Raw genomic sequence first — 20,995 nt, forward strand, 5'->3', positions numbered from 1 at the left:
ATGGCACAGGATCAAGATCAGGAACGGCCGCTCCGCATCCTGCATGTCGTCCGTGCCCCGGTCGGCGGCATCATCCGTCACATCCTCGATGTCGCCAACGGCCAGATCGAACGCGGCCACCATGTCGGCATCGTCGCCGACAGCCTGACCGGAGGCACGCGTGCTGACGCGGTCCTCGCCGAGATCGAACCGCGCCTCAAGCTCGGTGTCCATCGCGTCGCGATCCGGCGCGAGCCGCGCTTCGCCGACTTCATCGTCTGGGCACATATCGCCGGCCTGATCCGGAAGCTGAAACCCGATGTCGTGCATGGTCACGGCGCCAAGGCCGGCGCCTATGTCCGGCTGCGGCGGCGATCGGACAAGGTGATCCGGGTCTACACGCCGCACGGTGGCTCGCTGCACTATCCGCTCGATACCTGGAAGGGCCGCTTCTACAGCCAGCTCGAGCGTACGCTGATGAACAGCACCGACCTGTTCCTGTTCGAGAGCGCGTTTGCCCGCGATACCTATCAGCGCACCGTCGGCAAGCCGACAGGCCTCGTCCGCTGCGTCTTCAACGGCGTCACGTCGGAGGAATTCGAACCGGTCGCCAAGGCCGATGATGCCTCGGACGTTGCCTATGTCGGCGAGTTCCGCCGCATCAAGGGCGCCGACCTCCTGATCGAGGCGGTGGCGAAACTGCGCGCCGAGGGCAAACCGGTGACGCTGACGCTCGGCGGCGACGGCGAGGAATTCGAGCGCCTCAAGGAGCAGGTGAAACGGCTGTCGCTCGGCGATGCCGTTCGCTTCATCGGCCACGTCAAGGCGCGCTACGGCTTCTCGAAGGGCAGCATACTGGTGGTTCCCTCGCGTGGCGATTCGATGCCTTATGTGGTGATCGAGGCCGGCGCCGCCGGCGTTCCGATGATCGCGGCCAATGTCGGCGGCATCCCGGAAATCTTCGATACCCACACCGACGCGTTATTTGCGCCCAGCAATGCCGGCGCGATGGCCGACGCAATCAAGGCCGCACTCGAAAATCCCACGGCGACCGCTGCCCGCGCGCGGAAACTCCGCGAACGGATTTCCGAGCATTTCTCGCAGAGCGCAATGGTCGAGGGCGTGCTCGCCGGCTACCGCGACGCATTTGCTAAACGTTAACCATTTCTTACACACGTAACCGTTTCTTCCGATTTGTCCCCTTAACTCACGTCCAGGGGAATTTCGGTGCTGCGTGCGGATGCTCATCTGCAGGCGCAGGAATGGACGTGGACTCGTGGAACCGTTTAACGCACGCTCGATGCTGGATGCCGCTGCGTCCGCGACGGCCGCTCAGCCGCAGATCGAACGCCGTCGCCGCCTGTCGCCGGCCGCGCTCGCCGTTACCAATCAGAAAGTTCGCAGCGCTTACTCGCCGGTGGTGATCGCCGGCGTGGTTCGCCTCGCCGACTTCGTGCTGCTCAGCCTGGTCGGCGTCGGGCTCTATTTTGCCTATGTCAGGCCGCTCGCCGGCGACGTCCATTGGGGGTACATCGCGTCGATCCTCGGCATGTCGGCTGCGGCGGTGGTCTGCTTCCAGGCCGCAGACATCTACCAGGTGCAGATATTCCGCGGTCAGCTCCGCCAGATGACGCTGATGATCTCGTCATGGGCGTTCGTGTTCCTGCTGTTCATCGGGGTCTCCTTCCTGGTCAAGCTCGGCGGCGAGGTCTCGCGGGTCTGGCTGTCGTCGTTCTTCTGCGTCGGCCTCGCGGTGCTGATCGTCGAACGGCTGGTGCTGCGCTCGATGGTACGCGCCTGGGCGCATGACGGCCGGCTCGACCGCCGCACCATCATCGTCGGCGCCGACCAGAACGGCGAGAAGCTGATCGAGGCGCTCAATGCCGACGACGATTCCGACATCCACGTGCTCGGCGTGTTCGACGACCGCAGCGACTCCCGCGCCATGGAAACCTGCGCCGGCTCGCCGAAGCTCGGCAAGGTCGACGACATCGTCGAATTCGCCCGCCGCACCCGCGTCGACCTCGTCCTGTTCGCGCTGCCGATCTCGGCGGAGACCCGCATCCTGGAGATGCTGAAGAAGCTCTGGGTGCTGCCGGTCGACATCCGCCTGTCGGCCCACACCAACAAGCTGCGCTTCCGCCCCCGCTCCTATTCCTATGTCGGCAACGTGCCGACGCTCGACGTGTTCGAGGCGCCGATCACCGACTGGGATCTGGTGCTGAAATGGCTGTTCGACCGCGTGGTCGGCGGCCTGGCCCTGCTTGCGGCACTGCCGGTGCTGGGGCTGGTGGCGCTTGCGGTGAAGCTCGACAGCCCCGGCCCGGTGCTGTTCCGCCAGAAACGCTTCGGCTTCAACAACGAGCGGATCGACGTCTACAAGTTTCGCTCGCTCTACCATCACCAGGCCGATCCAACCGCCTCCAAGGTCGTGACCAAGAACGATCCGCGCGTCACCCGCGTCGGTCGCTTCATCCGCAAGAGCTCGCTCGACGAATTGCCGCAGCTGTTCAACGTCGTGCTGAAGGGCAATCTCTCGCTGGTCGGACCGCGTCCGCACGCGGTGCAGAGCAAGCTGGAAAACCGCCTGTTCGACGAGGCCGTCGACGGCTACTTCGCCCGCCACCGCGTCAAGCCCGGGATCACCGGCTGGGCGCAGATCAACGGCTGGCGCGGTGAGGTCGACACCGACGAGAAGATCCAGAAGCGCGTCGAATTCGACCTCTACTACATCGAGAACTGGTCGGTGCTGTTCGACCTCTACATCCTGCTGAAGACCCCGTTCTCGCTGCTGACCAAGAGCGAGAACGCATACTGAGAACGACTGTCGTCATTGCGAGGGAGCGAAGCGACGAAGCAATCCATGCCGCAATTCGGGGATAGGTGGATTGCTTCGCTCCGCTCGCAATGACGGAACCAAGATTTTGTATCGAGTTGCGTGAGTATCCGATGGCCTATGCGGCGACAGCCGGGACGTCCCATTCGCCGACATCGGCATCGTCCGGCGTGCTGGCGCTGCAGCGTGCTCTGGTGTGGCTCGCCGGCGCGTCGGTTGCCATCGTGTTCATCGAACCGAGCCCGTATGAACTCGTCACGCTGACCGCGTGCGTACTGTTCTTTGCGACGGGCCTGCGCATGCAGCTCGTGTTCATGCCGTTGTTGTTCGCGCTGATCGTGCTCAATGTCGGCTACTGCATCGGCGCGGTGCCGTTCCTCGACAAGCCGGAGGTGGGGAACTGGGTGCTCACCTCCTGGTACATGGCCGTCACCGTCATCTTCTTCGCGATGGTGATGTCGGAGGATACCGAAGCGCGGCTCGACATGCTGCGCCGTGGTCTGATCGTCGGCGCGATGATCGCCTCGCTGGCGGGCATCGCCGGCTACTTCCATCTGGTGCCCGGCGGCTACGACCTGCTGACGCTGTATGATCGCGCCCGCGGCACCTTCAAGGACCCCAACGTGCTGGGCGCGTTCCTGATCCTGCCGGCGCTGTTCACGCTGCAGAGCGTGGTCTCCGATCCCTTCGGCAAGGCGTTCCGCAACGCCATCGCGTTCGGCATCATCTCGCTTGCGATCCTGCTGTCGTTCTCACGCGCCGCCTGGGGCGGCCTGATCGTCACCGCGGCCTTCATGCTGGCGCTGATGGTGTTCACCAGCCGCTCGCAGGCGCAGCGCTCGCGCATCATCGTGATGACCGTGATCGCAGCGACCTTGGCCGTCGCGCTGGTCGCGGTGCTGCTCTCGATCGGTTCGGTCGCCGACATGTTCAAGCAGCGCGCGAGCTTCGATCAGAGCTACGACGAAGGCCGCTTCGGCCGGTTCGGCCGCCACATCCTCGGCGCCCAGATGGCGCTCGAACTGCCGTTTGGCATCGGGCCGCTGCAATTCCACACCTACTTCCCCGAGGACACCCACAACTCGTTCCTCAACGCCTTCATGTCGGGCGGCTGGATCTCGGGGATCTGCTATCCGGCGCTGGTGTTCGTCAGCGCGATCATCGGTTTCCGCTACATCTACAAGCGGGTGCCGTGGCAACGCGACTATCTGGCGATTTTCTCGGCGTTCCTCGGCATCGCCGGCGAGAGCTTCATCATCGATACCGACCATTGGCGGCATTTCTGGATGATGCTGGGCACGATGTGGGGCATGTACGCGGCGGCCGAGCGCTATCGCGCGACGACGCCTGATGTTAGCGGCGAGACTTCGGCGGCATCTTGAGCTCGGCGCGCTGCTCGGGAGGCATGTCGATCACCGCCTTCAATGCTTCGGTCGCCTCCAGCACGCCCTTGTAGCCGTCATTGGCGAAGCGCAGCAGCAGCCGCAGTTCGTCGTCGCTGTAGCCGCTCCACAGCTTGAGCATCGCGTCCTGCATCGGCACGTAGAACTTGCCGATCTCGGCCGCCTTTTCCTCCACCACCGAGATGAAGACCTTGCGTCGGTCGCTCGCGTCGCGCTCGCGGCGCACGTAGCCCGCCTTCTCCAAACGATCGACCACGCCGGTGATCGCGCCGGTGGTCAGCCCGGTCACTTCGGCGAGACGCCCCGCGGTCACCCGCCCTTCAAGATGAAGGATGTCCATGCATTCCATGTCGGAATTGGAGATTCCGGCCATGTTTGCAACGGCTTGGCCGTACATCACGCCCTGCGCGGACGACCGGCGCATCGCCTCCTCGAGTTCCTGCATCAGCGCTTCGCGCGACGTCGTGCTTGACAAAGCTGCTCCTATATCTTATTCGCCTTATATCTCATTTACTAAGATAATTAGAAACTGATCTTTCGTACCTCACCCGGATGCATGGAGCAAGGCATGACCAAACGTCCCCGTAAAGCTCTGATCATCGGCGCCGGCATCGCAGGTCCTGCGACCGCGATGTTTCTGACCCGCGCCGGCATCGAAGCCGAGCTCTATGAAGCCTGGCCCTACTCCACCGGGATCGGCGGCGGCTTGCAGATTGCACCGAACGGCATGCATGTGCTGGCGGAGCTCGGCCTCGCCGATGAACTGATCCGCAGCGGCTCGATCGCCGAATCCTTCGACTTCTATTCGCAGGGCGGCAAGAAGCTCGGCTCGCTCAACCAGAACATGCAGCAGCGCTTCGGCCAGCCGGCGGTGAACATGTGCCGCGCGACGCTGAACGAGACGCTGATCGACAAGGCCTGGGCCTCCAACGTCTCGGTGTTCTTCGAGAAGAAGCTGGTGAAGATCGAGGATCGCGGCGACCAGCCGGTCATCGCCTATTTCAACGACGGCACCACCGCCGAGGGCGACTTCGTGATCGGCGCCGACGGCGTGCATTCGGCGGTGCGGCGGCACGTGATCCCGGGCGGTCCGACGCCGTTCGACACCGGGCTGATCGGCTTCGGCGGCTTCGTGCCGCGGGCCATGTTCGAGCGCCTGCCGATCGGTCAGAAGGTGGAGACGACGTTCGGGCAGAGCGGCTTCTTCGGCTATGGCCTGTGCAGTCCCGATCCGGACACGGGCGCGATGTGGTGGAGCACGCAACCCTCGCACGGCATGACCGCGGCGGCCTACCGGTTGCAGAGCCAGGACGCGATCAGGCAGCATCTGCGCGAATTCCATGCCGGCTGGCACGCGCCGATCCCCGAGATCATCGAGGCCGCGGAGAACATCGTGGTGACCGACACGCTCGACGTCGCGACGCTGCCGACCTGGTCGCGCAAGCGCACGCTCCTGATCGGCGATGCTGCGCACGCCACCAGCCCGCATGCCGGCCAGGGCGCCTCGCTCGCGCTCGAAGACGCCATGCGGCTCGGCATGCTGATGCGCGACGGCCAGGAGCTCGGCATGACGTTCCAGGCGTTCGAACACGAGCGGCGTCCGCGCGCCGAGAAGATCGTGGCGATCGCCCGCCGCAACGGCAACAGCAAGCGCGAGTTCGGCCCGACCGGCGCCTGGCTGCGCGATCACTTGCTGAAGCTGCTGCTGCCGGTGTCGTCCAAGGGCATGGACTTCATGTACGCGTATGATCCGCGCGCGGCGGCGTAGCAACGAGCTGTCATGCCCCGCGAAAGCGGGGCATCAGTATTCCAGATACGCCAGTGCTTGAGCCGAGAAGCCGCAGCGTACTGGATCGCCCGGTCGAGCCGGGCGATGACGCCGACGACGTAGCGCGGCTTACTTCTCGACCTCGAACGTCAGCCCGGCGTGATCGACCAGGCGCTTGATCAGCTTGTGCTGCATCGCCGCTCCCGGCGTCCAGAAGCCAGCGGTGACCTCTGGCGTGTCGCGCAGCAGGCAGATCGCACATTCCGCAATCATCTTCGAGGTCGAGCCGTAGCCGGGATCGCGATCGCCCTTGATGCCGGCGCGGACCACGCGGCCGTCGGGCGCGACCGCGAGATAGAGCAGATCGTAGCGGCCGTTCTCACGCTCTTCCTTTGACGGCCCCTCGCCCGGTTTCGGCGCGCTCGGCCCGGTCTTCTCGGCATTTAGCGCCATCACCTTCTTGGCGTTGGCCTCGCCCTTCTCGCCGGGACCGGTCAGGACCATCTCGTCGTAGACGAAGTCCCGTCCGTAGGGAAAACCCATCAGCATGTTGGAACGATGCACGTTGCGCGTGTTGATCAGCGCCATCATGAACGGCGCGGTCCATGAGTGCAGGTCCTCCTCATAGGCCGGCTTGCTGCCGCGCGGCTGCTTCGGGCCCTCGAAGCCCGGCGTCAGCGCGAACGGGTTGTTGAGGATCGCAACCAGGCTCAGATCCTTGGCGACCGCATCGAACGTTGCCTTCGCGCTCGCTGCGGTGCCGCCGGACAGCGTGCCGCGCATGTCGCGCACCCGGCCCTTGACGCGCGGCGCCGGCGCACCGAACACGCGCCTGGCTTCCTCCTGGACAAAGAAGGCGCCGAGTTCGAACGGCACGGAATCGAAGCCGCAGGAGAACACGATCCGCGCGCCGCTGGCCCTTGCCGCGGCCTCGTGCTTGTCGATCATCTGCCGCATCCAGACCGGCTCGCCGCAGAGGTCGAAATAGTCGGTACCGCTGTCCACGCACGCCGCGATCAGCTCGTTGCCATAGAGCTGATACGGACCGACGGTCGAGATCACCGACCTGGTCTGCGCCAGCATCGCCTTCAGCGACGCGACATCGCTGGCATCGGCGACGATAAGGGGCGTGTCGGCGGGCGCGCCGATCGCGTCGCGAACCGAGACGAGCTTATCCTTGCTGCGCCCGGCCATCGCCCATTTCAGGCTGCCGTTGCGATAATGCGCCGCGAGATATTCAGCGACGAGCTGGCCGGTGAAGCCGGTTGCGCCATAGACGACGATGTCGAGTTTCGACGAGGACATGGATCGGGCTCCCTGCGCGGCAAAATGGGCGCCCCTTTTGTCATCGCGGGCGCGGCGACGCAATCAGCTATTTCTTGCCGCTATTTCTCGCACCTATTTCTTGGCATAGGACACGCCCATGCCGGCGCGGACGTCGGCCTGGATGCCATAGGGTGCGATCGGGTAACGCAGGCCATTCTTGGCGAGCTGCTTCATCCCGGCAATTGCCTTCACCAGATAGGCCGGCGGTAGCGCCATCAGCATCTCCTCGTCGGGCACGCCGCCATAACGGCGTTCGGCGAAGCACGGCAGCGACAGGCTTGGCTCGCCGGTCTTCAGCGCCCGGCCCCACGAGTCCGCGCACGCGGTTTCGCCAACCACGCCCCACTCGAACTTCTTGTAGCCGGTGTACTGCAGCCCGTTGATCAGGATGATCATCTGCCCTGGCGTCGCGTAGACGAGGCAGATATCGGGAGGATTGAGACGTCCGCTGGTCAGCGGGCTCACCGCCATCGCCTGGTACTGGCCGTAAGGCACCACGTCGAGCGCCTCCTGGCGCTTGCGCGCGTCTTCGGCCGTGCCGTGCCAGACGCCGACATAGTTCTCGCCGGCGAGCCACTTCTCGTCCTGCGGCGCGAGCCCGATCACCGCGCGGCATTGCGCGCCGACCAGATCGTCGCCGGTGATGCCGACGGTCCAGCCGAGCCGTGAGGCCATGCTGACGATCTGATCCGTGGTGTGGACCGCCGACGGGCGGCGGATCTTCGGGATCGCCTCCATCGCCTCGACGCGCGCGAACATCTTGATGCCGATGACCGTGGTCTTCAGCCGCAGCAGGTTGTTCAGGTCGGCCACGATTGCGGAGAGGTCGAACTGTTCCGGCGGTGTCTGCTGTTGCATGGCGAAAACTCCCGTGATCGGCGGCTTGGCGTCGCCCGTTGACTTGATGTTAGCCGGATTGGCTGAGCGATGCGACAAGCTCGTGCTTGACCTCAACGTACGGCTGGTCCCGGCAGCAAATCGTCGGTCTTGCCCGCCAGATGATAGGCCACCAGCCCGATCCACTCCCGTGCGCCGAGATCGGTGCGCGACAGGCCCTCGATCGCGAGGGCCGCGAAACTCATCACATCGCCGACGCGCCAGTCGACCGGATAGGCCTCGACGTTGAATCCCGCCTTGCGGAAAAGCCCGACCGACCTCGGCATGTGGTAGGCCGACGTCACGAGCAGCCAGCGCTCACCCGGCTTGGGATCGACCAGCGTCTTGGAGAATTCGGCGTTCTCCGCCGTGTTGCGCGAGCGACGCTCGATGATCAATCGCGATTTGGCGATGCCTAGGCTCTCGAACATCTCGGCGGCGTAGTCGGCTTCGCGCGCGTCGTTCGAGATCAGGTTCGCGCTGCCGCCGGTAAACACGAGGCGCGCGTTCGGATATCTGCGCGCAAGCGCCGCCGCCGCGATGACGCGATCCGCCGCAGTGCGCACCACCGGCGTGCCATGCGCAACCGACAGATCGGCATCGATCGAGCCGCCCAGCACGATGATGCCGTCGGGCGCGCCGCGCGAAGCGTCCCATGGCGGGAAGCGCTGCTCCAGGGCGGAGACGAGGACATTGCCGAGCGGCGAGAAACCGCAGATCGCGAGCAGCAGCAGCGAGCCAACCATCAACTTGCGACCGAGCCGGGCAAACCGCGTCAGCAGCAGAGCGGCGCCGATCACGCCGACACCGATCAGGAAATTGATCGGCAGCAGGATGATGCCGAGCGTCTTGGAGAGCACAAAAAACAAGGGAAGCCTCTGCGAAGTTCTGCTACAGCGTCATACGCTGCCCGAAGCGCAATCAAAAGCCGTCACATGACCCATCATCACCTGAAGTCCAGTCCCGAAACCTGCCATTGGGGCTTCTTCGAAGCAAAGCTGAAACCGGTGCTGACCATCGCGAGCGGCGACGAGGTCACGATCGAGACCGTCAGCGGCGGCCCCGACGTGGTGCCCGACCGCGACAAGTTCGTCGTGCCTCCGGAGCTCGACGACATTCATGCGAAGTGCGAACGGATGGTGCCCGGACACATCCTGACCGGCCCGATCGCCGTCAGCGGCGCCGAGCCCGGCGACGTGCTCGAGGTCGATATTCTCGACGTCCAGCTCCGGCAGGACTGGGGTTACAATCTGATCAAGCCGTTGTCCGGCACCCTGCCCGACGATTTCCACGAGTCCCGCATCCTCAACATCCCGCTCGATCGCGCGCGCATGGTCGGCCGCATGCCATGGGGGCTCGACCTGCCGCTGAAGCCGTTCTTCGGCGTGATGGGCGTTTCGCCGCCGCCGGCCTGGGGCCGAATCTCCTCGCTGATCCCGCGCGCGATGGGCGGCAATCTCGACAATAAGGAGCTCGGCGCCGGCGCCAAGCTGTATCTGCCGGTGTTCGTGCCGGGCGCGCTGTTCTCCTGCGGCGATGGCCATGGCGTGCAGGGCGACGGCGAGGTTTGCGTCACCGCGATCGAGACCGCCCTCACCGGCCGCTTCCGCCTGACCCTGCGCAAGGACCTCAAGCTCGCCTATCCGCGCGCCGAGACCGCCGACCATTACATGACGATGGCGATGGATCCCGATCTCGACCAATGCGTGGTGCGGGCACTGCGCGACATGATCGTGCTGCTCGGCGAGAAGCGCAATCTGTCGCGCGAGGACGCCTATACGCTGTGCAGCCTAGCCGCCGACCTGCGCGTCACGCAGACCGTCAACGGCTCCAAGGGCATCCACTGCATGATCGCCAAATCGGTGGTTCACGGCTGACGCCGGTCGATAAGCCGCACTTGTGTTCCGCAAGTGCGGCTCGATACAATCCCTGTCCCAACGAACAAAAATGGACGGGGACGGATATGCTCAAGGACAGGCTTTCGCCGGCCGACGAGGCCGCGCGCGACAAGGAGATGCTGGAGACGCTCGCCGCCTGCCCGCGCATCCTCGATCTCATTGCCCGCGGCCCGCAGGGCGCGCCGGACGCCGAAGCCGCGATCTATCTGCGTTCGCCGCTCGATCCCAATCCGGTCGTGATCTCGAACGATCATCTGATGGGCTGCATCAAGGCGGCCGAGAACTATTTCCGCAGGCACGGCATCGGCAAGGACGACGCGGTCGCCGTCCTGCTGCCGGCGTGCCCGGCAACCGTGGTTGCGATCTTCGGCGCAGCTGCCTGCGGCGTCGCCGAGCCGCTCAATCTGCTGTTCACGCGCGAGGCGATTGTCGCGCAACTCAACGCCATCAAGGCAAAGCTGTTGCTGGTGCCACCGCCCGGCATGCCAGGCGGGCTCTATGAGCGGGTCGAAGGCTTGCAGCGCGAGGTGCCATCGCTGCAAGGCATCGTGATTGTGCCGCTCGACGGCAGCATCGCGTTCGACGGCGAGGTGCTGCAGCCTGATCCTGCGTGGCGCGACGACTATGGCAAGTCGAAGGACATGAGTGAGGCCGACCGTGTCGCAGTGATGCTGCCGACGGGCGGCACCACAGGCCATCCCAAGGTGGCGCGGCTGACCAACCGCGCGATGGTCGCCTCCACCGTGTCCTCGCGCATGGCACTCGACTTCCATCGCGGCGAGCGCGCAATGATCACGCTGCCGCTATTCCATGTCGGAGGCCTGTTCTGCACGACGGCCAATTGCCTTTCCGCCGGAACGACGATTTTCATCCCCGGCCCGGCCGGCGCCCGCGATCCGGCGCTGATCACGCACTTCTGGAAGATCGTCGAGAAATACCGCGTCAACATCTCCGGCAACGTGCCGACCACGCTCGGCGCGCTGGCCGACATCCCGGTCGCAGACAGCGACATCTCGACCCTGCGCGTCACCGCCACCGGCGCCTCGATCTGCCCGCCGGAGATCGAACGGCGGTATCTTGCGACCTGGGGCGGCCCTTGCATCCAGCAACTCTACGGCATGACCGAGCTCGCCGGCGCCATCACCCACGACGTGCATGGCGTCAAGCCGCGCGCCGAGAGCGTCGGCACCCGCAATCCGCTGGTCGAGCTCGCGATCCTCGACGGCGGCAAGCTTCACACCGGGCCGTGGCCCTCGCCGGTCGGCGAGCTGCTGACCAGGGGCCCGCAGGTGTTCGCCGGTTACGTCGACAAGAAGCAGACCGAAGAGGCGTTCCGCGACGGTTGGCTGCGCACTGGCGACATCTGCCGGATCGACGCCGATGGCTTCGTCTACATCCTGGGCCGCGCCAAGGACGTGATCATCCGCGGCGGCCACAACATCGATCCGCGCGCGATCGAGGATGCCGCCTTGGCGTTTCCGGGCGTAGCGCTGGCCGCGGCCGTCGGGCGTCCCGACAGCTATGCCGGCGAAGTGCCGATGCTGTTCGTCTCGGCGCAGCCCGGCGCCCAGATCGATCCGAACGCGCTCGCCGCCTTCGTGCAGGAGAACATCCTGGAGCCGCCGGCGCGGCCGCGGGTGGTCTCGGTGCTTCCGGAGATGCCGGTCACGCCGGTCGGCAAGATATTCAAGCCGAAGCTGCGCGAGATCGCGGCCGGCGAGGCCGCGCGCGAGCTGTTGGCGCGAGAGGGCCTGTCCGGCGAGGTCAGTGTCGAGGCCATCACCGACCCGTCCCGCGGGCTGTACCTCAGCGTGAGCGCGCCCGCGGACAAGGCCGAAACAGCTGAGCGGCTTCTCAAGAAGTTCCCGGTCAAGGTCGAGTTGCGATCCTAACACACTCATTTGTCTAGTTAATTTGACAATTGCGCTGCGCCGGAACCAGCTTCCGGCGCGCGCGAAGTCGCGCGTCCAGCTTCGCAGTTCACGGCTTGACGGACTGCCTCATTCCTAAATAGACTCTAAATAGATACTTTTCAGTACAGGAGTTCAAGGTTAAGCGTTTTCTCATGGCTACAGAAAAGGCCGAAACCGACCGCGTCCCGGTCACGTTGGCGCTCTCGACCATTGGTTACCTCGAGAAGCTGGTGAGACAGGGCACCCACGGCACGAGCGTCCCGGGCGTCGCACGGACATTGATCGAGGAAGGCATTCGGCTCGCCATCAAGGACGGGTTGCTTGCAATCCGCGACAACGGCCGCACGCCTTGAGAGCATGATCAGGAAAAGTGGAAACCGGTTTTCCGAGAAGATCATGCTCAAGAACTAAGGGAGCGTGCCGGCGCGGCGGTTCAACAGAACGTGGAACCGTCAACATGATTACCATTGAGCCGACCTGGACGCCGGAGCGCGTCGACCAACTCAAGATCTACTTCGAAGCCGGCCTCTCCTGCCGCGACATCGCCGCCAACATCGGCGTCAGCCGCAACGCGGTGATTGGCAAGCTGTCGCGGTTGAACCTGACGCGCACGACGCCGGACGAACGCCGCGCCAGGCGGAAGAAATCCACCGCCCACGCCGCCCAGCGGGCGACCGCGAAACAGCAGCTCCGATTGCTTCAGGCGGTCTACGAACAAGTGCCCGACGATGCGCCGATCGTCAGCGCCAACAACTGCTCGCTGTTCGAGCTGAGCGAACAACGCTGCCGCTGGCCGATCAGCACACCGGGCGCCGATGATTTCTGTTTTTGTGGCAACACGCCGCTCGGCGGCTTGCCCTATTGCTCCGGACATTACCGCCTCGCCTATCAGGCAGGGTCGCGCTGTCGCGCGATGCGCGGCTAGGATTATCAGGCGACGGACGCCGCCCGAATGCGGAATCAACTTCGGTTCTGATCATGTCAGAACCGGAGTAATGATCACCCGACCTTCCAGCCGGTCGCCGCCACGATGCCCTGGTAGAACTCCGGCGTGTAGGCCTGCTCCGGGGTCGCGCGCACGCGCTCGTCGAGCAGATGGGCATCGTCGCCGACCAGGATGCGCCAGCGGTCGGCCTTCACGCCGTCGAGAATGATCTTGGCAGCGGCGGCTGCTGTGGTCGGTGCCTCGTCGTGGAAGATGCGGGCGCGGTCGAGCGCCAGTTGCTGGATGTCGGCATCCGACATCTTGGCGACGTCGATGCCCTGCCCTTGCAGACGCTGCCGGACCTGCTTGAGCTCGTCGGGATTGAGTTGGTCGGCGCCATTCTGCACCTTGCGCGAGTTCGACACGATCGAGGTGCCGATGTGGCCGGGCATCACGACCGAGCATTTGACGTGCGGCGCGTTGAGCCGGAGATCGTTGATCATCGCCTCGGTGAATCCCTTCACGGCGAACTTCGCCGCGCTGTAAGCGGTGTGTGACACGCCCATGCCGACCGACGCCCAGAATCCGTTGACGCTCGAGGTGTTGACGATGTGGGCCTCGTCGGCCTTCACCAGCAGCGGCAGGAAGGTGCGGACGCCGAGATAGACGCCGCCCCAGCAGATGTTGAAGGTGCGCTCCCACTGCTCGCGCGTGTTGGTGAACAGGCTGCCGCCACCGCCGATCCCGGCGTTGTTGAACAGCAAATGGATCTTGTCGGTCGCCTGCTGCTCGACCAGCTCATCGCGAAAGCGCTTGTAGTGATCCTCGATCGAGACGTCGGCAACATGGGTGGTGATGCGCAGGCCCTGCGGCAGCTTCTCGACCTCGCACAGCCGCTTGGTCTCGGCCATCGCTTCCATCGAGACGTCGCACATCGCAACGTTGCATCCTTCGGCAACGAGCTGCCGCGCCAGCTCGCGCCCCATGCCCGTGCCGCCACCGGTGATAACGGCAATCTTTCCGGCAAAATCCTTCATGTGAGATCCGTTCCTTCCTTCTTGCCTGTTGTTGTTGGTTTCGGCTGGAGCGCGGATCGCAGTCCCGGCCGCTTGGCTGCGGCACTCTACATCACCGAATTGTCGCGCAGCAACGGCGCCCACCCATCACGCGCGAGGGTGCCGCCGCCAGCAGATCAAATTCATTCCGCGAAGCGAACAATCCGATTTCGACAAGCGCAGAAGCAGCGGTGCGCGGTACATCGTCGTCGCACGCGCGCTCTCGGATGTCGCGACGACGCCGCTCGATCGCAAACACCTGTCCGCGAATTCCGTGAGCGACATGTCCAAGCGCGGGACCGCTTCGCGCTATTCGGCAGTCTCGATCCGCACCGGCGCGCGCCGCCGCAGAACGCCGCTGGCAACGCTCAAGACAAGCTTGAGCAGACCGCGCCACGAGAAGTCGATGACCACCTCATGGTGCCGCAAACCCTTGCCGCCCTTCACCAGCCCGAGATCCCGGATCAAGCAGTAATGGCCGCTGCTCATCCGAGCCAGGCGGCTGTTCTTGAAGCGTCCCATGAATGACGAGAATGCACTGCGGATCGATTCCGTCAAATCTTGACGGCGTCGAATCGGCGAGACGGTGTGAGCCCGGCTTGCGACCAACTGTTTGCGACACCAGCGCGCATCGTGATCGTCGGCGGCAGCCTGCGCCTTGAATCAAAAACCTCCGGCAGGGCATTGCCGGAGGTTTGGGAGGCTTAGCATGAGCTAAGAGCCATCATTCAATGTGTTGGCCAACACGTATATAGTTTAGTAGATCAGGTAAGTAAATAAATTTGCCGCGAATGAATCGCATGGCACGTCTTCGTTGTTCGCCTGGACCGAAATGACGCAGCCCACCTTCGTCTGCTGATCTCTCGCCAAAAGAAAAACCCCGGCAGTTGCCTGCCGGGGTTCTTTAGGATCGTGATCAGATCAACCGGTATTACCAGTTGCGCTGAGCGCGGAGCAGCATCTGGACGGTGTCCTGATCCTTCAGCTCGTAAATCGCCGCAGGCTTGCCGACCGAGGCAGCGGACGTGGCGATAACGCCCGAATACTTCTGATCAAGATGCGAGTAGGTCACGTCGGCCGAGAAGGTCAGGTTCTTGACCGGGGTCCATCGCGTGATCACACCGATCTGCGCGATGTTGTAGTCGGGGTTGCAGTTGGTTACGCCAGCGCCACCGGCGAACGCAGCACGGAAGGTACCACCCACGCCGCCAACGCCGCAGATGAGAGCCTTGGACGTGTCGTTGTACGAGATCGCAGCGTAAGCACCGTAGATGCTGGTGTTCCAATAGGGATCCCAGTTGTGGGTGTACGCACCGCGCATACCCCAGGTCTTGATGCTTTGCTGCTGACCGCCGGGGCCGAACACCGTGTCAGGCGCAGTGCCGAAACCGACGCTGCCATACGCACCCGGGAGGTTCGAGCCGCTGTAGATCGCGATCGAGCCGGCCTGGCTGGCCAGATCCTGGATGTTGTAGCGGGTCGCACCGTCCGTGTAGACGCCCTGGATGTTGATGGTGTCGCCGGGGCCGGTCGGAATGTTCTTGATCGACAGGGCCAGCGCACCAGCCCAGCCCCACTTGTCGTCGGGATGACCGGTCAACTCGGTGCCGCCGTAGTAGGCTGCGTGGTTGTCATGCGCCGCGACCGACGCCTGGAACACGCCCCAAGCCTGATCGACCTTCAGCGAGGCGATGAAGTCCGGCGCGATCGTGCCAGCGGTGTCGTTCGAGCCATAGGCACCACCAGCGCCGAGGTTGAACACGCCAGCCTGCGAGTACTGCACCTGATCCTGTGCCGACAAAGCCAGCGAGACGCCGTTGCCGAACTGCGCAGTGTAGGTGAACTGGTTCACGCCGTTGGTGGTGTTCACGCCACCGACGAGGCCGTCGTAGTTGTTGCCCGGATAACCGGTCCAGGGAGCAGCGAACTGCGAGACCGCCTTACCCATGGTGAAGCCGGCGAACTGGATGAAGGCGTAGTAGACGCCGACCGTACCGGCCGCAACGTTGCCGGAACCAGCGTTGTTTGGCGCAGACGACGTGCCGATCGGCGAATAGACCGTCGAACCGGCGGCAGCGCCCGCACCGTAGCTGTCCGAGGTCCAGGTGAACACCGCATCGAAGTAGGTGCGGACCACGCCGTACTCGGTCGCGGTGCGCGTATCGATGTTCAGGTCTTCACGCGAACGCCAGGTGTAGCCGTTCGTGAAGCGGTTGTTGGCACCGTTGGCACCGTTGTAGTTCGGGCCGTAGACGCTGTTGCCGTTGATGACCAAGTCAGCGCGCACGTAGCCGCCGAGCTTGATGCAGGTGTCGGTGCCGGGGATGTAGTAGAAGCCCGGACCATAAAGCGAGCACACCTTCACGTATTCGACCGCTTTGGCCTTAACGGGAAGATCGGCTGCCTGCGCCCCGCCGACCGCGACCAGCGCGGCGGCCGAGCCCAGAATAAGGCTCTTCGCCAATTTCATATTAAACCTCCAAGTTGCTCATATGCGTAGAGTCCGGGCCGCGAGCGCCCCGTGATCCTCCCGCATTGTCCAAGACCGTTTTCCCCAAACCTCGCACCCGCAGATCAATCTGTGAGTGCGTCGGACTTGAACGATCACCGCAACGGGACGATCGAGATTCCCCTACCGCCGGGTTCAATATGCATGGGCGAGTTCGCCAATCAAAATAGTTTATAAAGTCAGGAATGCGAATGCGGCCACACTGTGTCCCGCCAGCAACGCTCGCCCTAAGCCCCTTACCTGAATGGGCAAATTTGTCGCACCCCAAAAAATCCAACCGTCACAGACGCATCATAATTGCTTTACGTTCACTTGCCTTCCTGAGCGACTTACGAGAAAAAACCTCCCGCCGACGTGGGAAACAAGAAATAAATCAGCACAAAGCTGAGTCGGCGCCTAGGGAAGGGGAAGCTGTGTCAGTGACCAGGAAGGATTCGGCGCACCTGCGCGCCATCGAGCATCTCGACATCATCAAGCGCTTTACGCTCGAGATCTCATCCATCAACTCGCATCTCGAACGGGTCCGCCAGCTCTGGGGCAAGGCGCTTGGCGTCAGCGGTCCGCAATGGATGATCCTGATCGCGATCTCGGACCTCGACAAGGCTGACGGCGTGCCGATCAACGTGGTGTCGAAGCTCTTGCATGTCGATCCGTCGTTCGTGACCACGCAGTCCAAGCTGCTCGAGCAGAAGCAGCTGCTGCGTCGCGCGCCCTCTCCGGCCGATGCGCGCGTGGTCCGCCTGTCGCTGACCGACAAGACCCGAAAGCATTTGGCCGGCCTCGCTGATCAGCACAAGGCGTTCAAGAAGACCGTGTTCGAGGAATTCAGCGAGCCTGAACTGGCCGAGTTCACGGCCAAGCTTGCGATGCTCAACAATCGCCTGGAAAAGGCCTGCCTGATTGCCGCGATGGATTTCGAGAGCTGACGATTGCCGCATCGGGTCGCAAGGGAGGCCCGAATGCTCTCAAAAATCATAATGCTTTGAAAAATGGTCGGAGCGAGAGGATTTGAACCTCCGACCCCTAGTCTCCCAGACTAGTGCGCTAACCGGGCTGCGCCACGCTCCGATGCCGTTCCATTAGCTGCGATCCTGCGTTCGCGCAAGGCGGCGCGGGCCTTTAAGCCTGCAATTGGGACCCCGGTTCCCATGCCAGCTTGCTTGGCGGCTTCCTCGGCTCAGCCGTCCTTCATCGCCGCGTCGATCATCTGCCGGCAGGCGACCAGCTCCTGCAGCGCGCGCTCGAGCCGCTCCCGGTCCATTGGCGGAACGGAGGGCCTGACCGCCGGCGCAGCGGACGCCTTGCCCGTGTGGGCGTGCGCCTTCTTATAGGTCGACAGGATCGGGTCCTCGTCGGGATCGACGAATCGGTAGTCGATCCCCCCTTCGTCGCCGTCGCCCTCCTCGCCGTCGAAATCGAGGCCGTCATTGCTCTCGAGGTCGTCGGGCTCGGCCATGCTGTTGCCGACCGCCTCCTCGACCGCGCCGAACGACACGGCGGCGGTCTGGTCGGCGATGCCCTGCACCGACTTGATGCCGTGCTCTTTCAGGATCCGCTGCACGCCGCGGATGGTGTAGCCCTCGCCGTAGAGCAGCCGGCGGATACCCTTGAGCAGGTCGACGTCGTCGGGGCGATAATAGCGGCGTCCGCCGCTGCGCTTCATCGGCTTGATCTGCGCGAAGCGGGTTTCCCAGAACCTCAGCACATGCTGAGGGATATCGAGTTCGTCAGCGACCTCGCTGATGGTACGGAACGCATCCGGCGCCTTGTCCAAATGCCCGCTCCTCTGGCTTCAATGCCTATTAATCGGCCTTGCTGCCGTCGCCATTTGTGACGGCATGGCCATTGATCCGCTGCTTCAGGATCGCCGACGGCTTGAACACCATCACACGCCGCGGCGAGATCGGCACCTCGGTGCCGGTCTTTGGATTACGCCCGATGCGCTGGCCCTTCTTGCGCACCATGAAGGAGCCGAATGAGGACAGCTTCACCGTCTCGCCCTTTTCCAGGCAATCGGTGATCTCCTTCAGCACCAACTCGACAAATGCCGACGATTCCGTGCGCGACAGACCTACCTTTTGGTAGACCGCCTCACACAAATCAACGCGCGTCACTGTTTTTCCGGTTCCCGTGGTCATCGCCTGCCCCGCACTCTCGGCGAACAATTTCTTGACTGAAATTAAAAGCTTAGCGCGCAATGGTCAACAGCGACCAGCATCCGGTCGCTGGAAAGATGCCGGCAACCTGCCGATACTCTTTGGCGATGCGCTACCAGCGCACGAGCGCCGACCCCCAGGTGAAGCCGCCGCCCATCGCCTCGAACAGCACCAGATCGCCCTTCTTGACCCGTCCGTCCCTCACGGCGACCGACAGCGCCAGCGGGATCGAGGCCGCCGAGGTGTTGCCGTGCTTGTCGACCGTCAGGACCACTTTCTGCGGCGCAATATGCAGCTTGTGGGCCGAAGCATCGATGATTCGCTTGTTGGCCTGGTGCGGAATGAACCAGTTGATGTCGTCGGCGGTGAAGCCGGTGGCGTTGAACGCATCGACGATCACATCGGTGATCATGCCGACGGCGTGCTTGAATACCTCGCGGCCTTCCATCCGGAGATGGCCGACAGTCTTGGTCGAGCCGGGACCGCCGTCGACGAACAGCTTCGACTTGTGGCGACCGTCCGAGCGCAGATGCGTCGTCAGCACGCCGGGATCGTCCGTCGTGCCGGAATGCTGCTGGGCTTCCAGCACGACCGCGCCGGCACCGTCGCCGAACAGCACGCAGGTACCGCGATCGTTCCAGTCCAGGATACGCGAGAAGGTTTCGGCGCCGATCACCAGCGCCCGCTTGTGGGCGCCGGCGCGCAGGAAATTGTCCGCGGTGGTCAGCGCGAAGACGAAGCCGGAGCACACCGCCTGCAGGTCAAACGCGACGCCGTGGTTGATGCCGAGCCCGTGCTGGACCGCGACCGCGGTCGCCGGAAACGTATTGTCGGGCGTCGAGGTCGCCAGCACGATCAGGTCGATCGACTGGGCGTCGATCTTGGCATCGGCGAGCGCAGCGCGCGCGGCATTGATGGCCAGATGCGAGGTGAACTCGTCATCGGCGGCGATGTGCCGCTCGCTGATGCCGGTGCGCTGCACGATCCAGTCATCCGACGTGTCGATTCGCTGAGCCAGTTCGGCGTTGGTCAAAACCCGCTCCGGCAGATATGAGCCGCAACCGAGCACTACCGAACGTATCGCAGTCACGAGACAGCCTCCTGCGCGGTCTGCGCCTTTACCAGGGCGCCGCCGTCGCGATTGAGCATCTGATTGATCTTGGTGAGGAGATCGTAGTGGGCCATCTCATAGCCAACATCCACCGCATAGGCAAAGCCTTCCGCGTTGATGCCGCCATGGCTCTTGACCACCACGCCGTTCAGGCCGAGCAGCAGGCCGCCATTCGACTTGTTGGGATCCAGCTTGTCGCGCAGCTTCTGGAACGCGCCGCGGGCAAACAGATAACCGATCCGCGCCAGCCAGCTCGACGACATCGCCTCGCGCAAGAGCGTGAACATCTGGCGCGCGGTTCCCTCGGCGGCCTTGAGCGCGATATTGCCGCTGAAACCTTCCGACACGATCACGTCGGCGAGCCCCTTGCCGATCGCATCCCCCTCGACGAAGCCGATATAGTTGAACTGGGGCGCGTTCATCGCGCGCAGCATCTCGGCGGCCTCGCGGATTTCCCCGTGCCCCTTGATCTCCTCGGACCCGATATTGAGCAGGCCGACGGTCGGCCGTTCGAGGTTGAACAGCACGCTCGCCATGGCGCTGCCCATCACCGCGAGCGTCGCCAGATGGCGGGCATCGCCGCCGATCGAGGCCCCGAGATCGAGTACCACCGAATTGCCGCGCAGCGTCGGCCACGCCGCAGCGAGCGCCGGGCGGTCGACGCCCGGTAACGTCCGCAGATTGATACTGCCCATCGCCATCAGCGCGCCCGAGTTGCCGGCGGAGACCGCAACATCGGCCTCGCCATGCTTCACCGCATCGATCGCCAGCCACATCGACGAGGCCCTGCGGGTCCGCCTCAGCGCTTGGCTCGGCTTCTCGTCATTCTTCACCGCGACGTCGGTATGGATCACCTTCGATACCGCCTTCAGCGCAGGATGTTTCGCAAGCTCCGGCTCGATCTGGGCTCGGTCTCCGACCAGCAGGAATTCGCTGTCGGGATGACGGCTCAACGAGATCGCGGCGCCGGGAATGACCACCGATGCGCCGACGTCGCCCCCCATGGCGTCAAGCGCGATTCGAACCTTATGAGGCATGAACGTCCCGGAAGCCTGCTCTCCCACAGCCCTTCAGACGAAGGCCGCGAGCTTGAAGTCACCGCCGTCAACGGCGCGCGGCGAAACACCAACTCGCGTCCCGGCCGGGCCGCGACAATAGCGTGTCCGCGGTCCGACACAACCTCTTGACCACAAACAACCGAGCTGCCGAACCGTCACGCAAGACATCAAGACATACCTGA

General features: G+C 63.9%; 20 protein-coding genes and 1 tRNA gene. 9 read left to right on the forward strand and 12 right to left on the reverse strand.

Features of this window, described 5'->3' with window-relative positions; all coding sequences use genetic code 11:
• The 3 genes from AKN83_RS20545 to AKN83_RS20555 all read left to right on the forward strand — a co-directional run bounded on the left by AKN83_RS20545 (position 1) and on the right by AKN83_RS20555 (position 4,197).
• On the forward strand, positions 1-1,140 hold the full coding sequence (locus AKN83_RS20545; RefSeq protein ID WP_050400916.1) for a glycosyltransferase family 4 protein: 1,140 nt from the start codon (positions 1-3) through the stop codon (positions 1,138-1,140).
• A gap of 115 nt (positions 1,141-1,255) precedes the next feature.
• Positions 1,256-2,797 (forward strand): undecaprenyl-phosphate glucose phosphotransferase, encoded by a 1,542-nt coding sequence (locus AKN83_RS20550; protein ID WP_050400917.1) that lies wholly within the window; start codon positions 1,256-1,258, stop codon positions 2,795-2,797.
• 131 nt (positions 2,798-2,928) lie between these two features.
• On the forward strand, positions 2,929-4,197 hold the full coding sequence (locus AKN83_RS20555) for an O-antigen ligase family protein (protein ID WP_050400918.1): 1,269 nt from the start codon (positions 2,929-2,931) through the stop codon (positions 4,195-4,197).
• Here AKN83_RS20555 and AKN83_RS20560 read toward each other — a convergent pair.
• Complete coding sequence (locus AKN83_RS20560; RefSeq protein ID WP_172803595.1) at positions 4,169-4,663, reverse strand: MarR family winged helix-turn-helix transcriptional regulator; 495 nt, start codon at positions 4,661-4,663, stop codon at positions 4,169-4,171. The two genes, AKN83_RS20555 and AKN83_RS20560, sit on opposite strands and share 29 nt — an antisense overlap.
• A gap of 123 nt (positions 4,664-4,786) precedes the next feature.
• On the opposite strand from AKN83_RS20560, the gene AKN83_RS20565 reads away from it, so the two are divergent.
• A complete protein-coding gene (locus tag AKN83_RS20565; RefSeq protein ID WP_050400993.1) occupies positions 4,787-5,986 on the forward strand; it encodes an FAD-dependent monooxygenase in 1,200 nt (399 codons plus the stop codon).
• Between the two features lie 129 nt (positions 5,987-6,115).
• Here AKN83_RS20565 and AKN83_RS20570 read toward each other — a convergent pair whose 3' ends face one another.
• From AKN83_RS20570 to AKN83_RS20580, 3 genes are all read right to left on the reverse strand, one after another.
• On the reverse strand, positions 6,116-7,291 hold the full coding sequence (locus AKN83_RS20570) for a saccharopine dehydrogenase family protein (RefSeq protein WP_050400919.1): 1,176 nt from the start codon (positions 7,289-7,291) through the stop codon (positions 6,116-6,118).
• 93 nt (positions 7,292-7,384) lie between these two features.
• Positions 7,385-8,170: a DUF169 domain-containing protein gene (locus AKN83_RS20575; RefSeq protein ID WP_050400994.1), complete on the reverse strand. Its 786-nt coding sequence runs from the start codon at positions 8,168-8,170 to the stop codon at positions 7,385-7,387.
• Positions 8,171-8,262: 92 nt separating this feature from the next.
• Positions 8,263-9,057 carry a YdcF family protein gene (locus AKN83_RS20580; protein WP_083992145.1) on the reverse strand — a complete coding sequence of 265 codons (795 nt, stop codon included), beginning with the start codon at positions 9,055-9,057 and terminating at the stop codon, positions 8,263-8,265.
• Between the two features lie 66 nt (positions 9,058-9,123).
• Between AKN83_RS20580 and AKN83_RS20585 the strand changes: the two genes are divergently transcribed.
• The 4 genes from AKN83_RS20585 to AKN83_RS20600 all read left to right on the forward strand — a co-directional run bounded on the left by AKN83_RS20585 (position 9,124) and on the right by AKN83_RS20600 (position 12,924).
• Positions 9,124-10,065: an acetamidase/formamidase family protein gene (locus AKN83_RS20585; protein ID WP_050400920.1), complete on the forward strand. Its 942-nt coding sequence runs from the start codon at positions 9,124-9,126 to the stop codon at positions 10,063-10,065.
• An 86-nt stretch (positions 10,066-10,151) separates the two neighbouring features.
• Entirely contained in the window at positions 10,152-11,978 is a 1,827-nt protein-coding gene (locus AKN83_RS20590) for an AMP-binding protein (RefSeq protein WP_050400921.1), read from the forward strand.
• Positions 11,979-12,151: 173 nt separating this feature from the next.
• Positions 12,152-12,352, forward strand: coding sequence for a hypothetical protein (locus AKN83_RS20595; protein WP_016844973.1), 201 nt, complete (start codon positions 12,152-12,154; stop codon positions 12,350-12,352).
• 104 nt (positions 12,353-12,456) lie between these two features.
• Positions 12,457-12,924: a GcrA family cell cycle regulator gene (locus tag AKN83_RS20600; protein ID WP_050400922.1), complete on the forward strand. Its 468-nt coding sequence runs from the start codon at positions 12,457-12,459 to the stop codon at positions 12,922-12,924.
• A gap of 74 nt (positions 12,925-12,998) precedes the next feature.
• Here the strand turns inward: AKN83_RS20600 and AKN83_RS20605 are convergent, their stop codons facing one another.
• The 3 genes from AKN83_RS20605 to AKN83_RS20615 form a co-directional block, all read right to left on the reverse strand.
• Positions 12,999-13,961: an SDR family oxidoreductase gene (locus tag AKN83_RS20605; RefSeq protein WP_050400923.1), complete on the reverse strand. Its 963-nt coding sequence runs from the start codon at positions 13,959-13,961 to the stop codon at positions 12,999-13,001.
• Positions 13,962-14,288: 327 nt separating this feature from the next.
• Positions 14,289-14,501 (reverse strand): hypothetical protein, encoded by a 213-nt coding sequence (locus AKN83_RS20610; protein WP_050400924.1) that lies wholly within the window; start codon positions 14,499-14,501, stop codon positions 14,289-14,291.
• A 409-nt stretch (positions 14,502-14,910) separates the two neighbouring features.
• On the reverse strand, positions 14,911-16,449 hold the full coding sequence (locus AKN83_RS20615; RefSeq protein ID WP_050400925.1) for a porin: 1,539 nt from the start codon (positions 16,447-16,449) through the stop codon (positions 14,911-14,913).
• A gap of 452 nt (positions 16,450-16,901) precedes the next feature.
• Between AKN83_RS20615 and AKN83_RS20620 the strand changes: the two genes are divergently transcribed.
• Entirely contained in the window at positions 16,902-17,414 is a 513-nt protein-coding gene (locus tag AKN83_RS20620) for a MarR family winged helix-turn-helix transcriptional regulator (protein WP_050400926.1), read from the forward strand.
• A gap of 64 nt (positions 17,415-17,478) precedes the next feature.
• Here AKN83_RS20620 and AKN83_RS20625 read toward each other — a convergent pair.
• The 5 genes from AKN83_RS20625 to plsX form a co-directional block, all read right to left on the reverse strand.
• A tRNA-Pro gene (locus AKN83_RS20625) sits at positions 17,479-17,556 on the reverse strand.
• A 109-nt stretch (positions 17,557-17,665) separates the two neighbouring features.
• Positions 17,666-18,262, reverse strand: coding sequence for a MerR family transcriptional regulator (locus AKN83_RS20630; RefSeq protein ID WP_050400927.1), 597 nt, complete (start codon positions 18,260-18,262; stop codon positions 17,666-17,668).
• A gap of 28 nt (positions 18,263-18,290) precedes the next feature.
• Positions 18,291-18,626, reverse strand: coding sequence for an integration host factor subunit alpha (locus AKN83_RS20635; RefSeq protein WP_021079083.1), 336 nt, complete (start codon positions 18,624-18,626; stop codon positions 18,291-18,293).
• 130 nt (positions 18,627-18,756) lie between these two features.
• Positions 18,757-19,734 (reverse strand): beta-ketoacyl-ACP synthase III, encoded by a 978-nt coding sequence (locus tag AKN83_RS20640; RefSeq protein ID WP_050400928.1) that lies wholly within the window; start codon positions 19,732-19,734, stop codon positions 18,757-18,759.
• Positions 19,731-20,792, reverse strand: coding sequence for a phosphate acyltransferase PlsX (plsX, locus tag AKN83_RS20645; protein ID WP_050400929.1), 1,062 nt, complete (start codon positions 20,790-20,792; stop codon positions 19,731-19,733). Before plsX ends, AKN83_RS20640 begins: the two co-directional genes overlap by 4 nt.
• Positions 20,793-20,995 lie beyond the last annotated feature (203 nt).

It is taken from the genome of Bradyrhizobium embrapense, assembly GCF_001189235.2.
Classification (GTDB): domain Bacteria; phylum Pseudomonadota; class Alphaproteobacteria; order Rhizobiales; family Xanthobacteraceae; genus Bradyrhizobium; species Bradyrhizobium embrapense.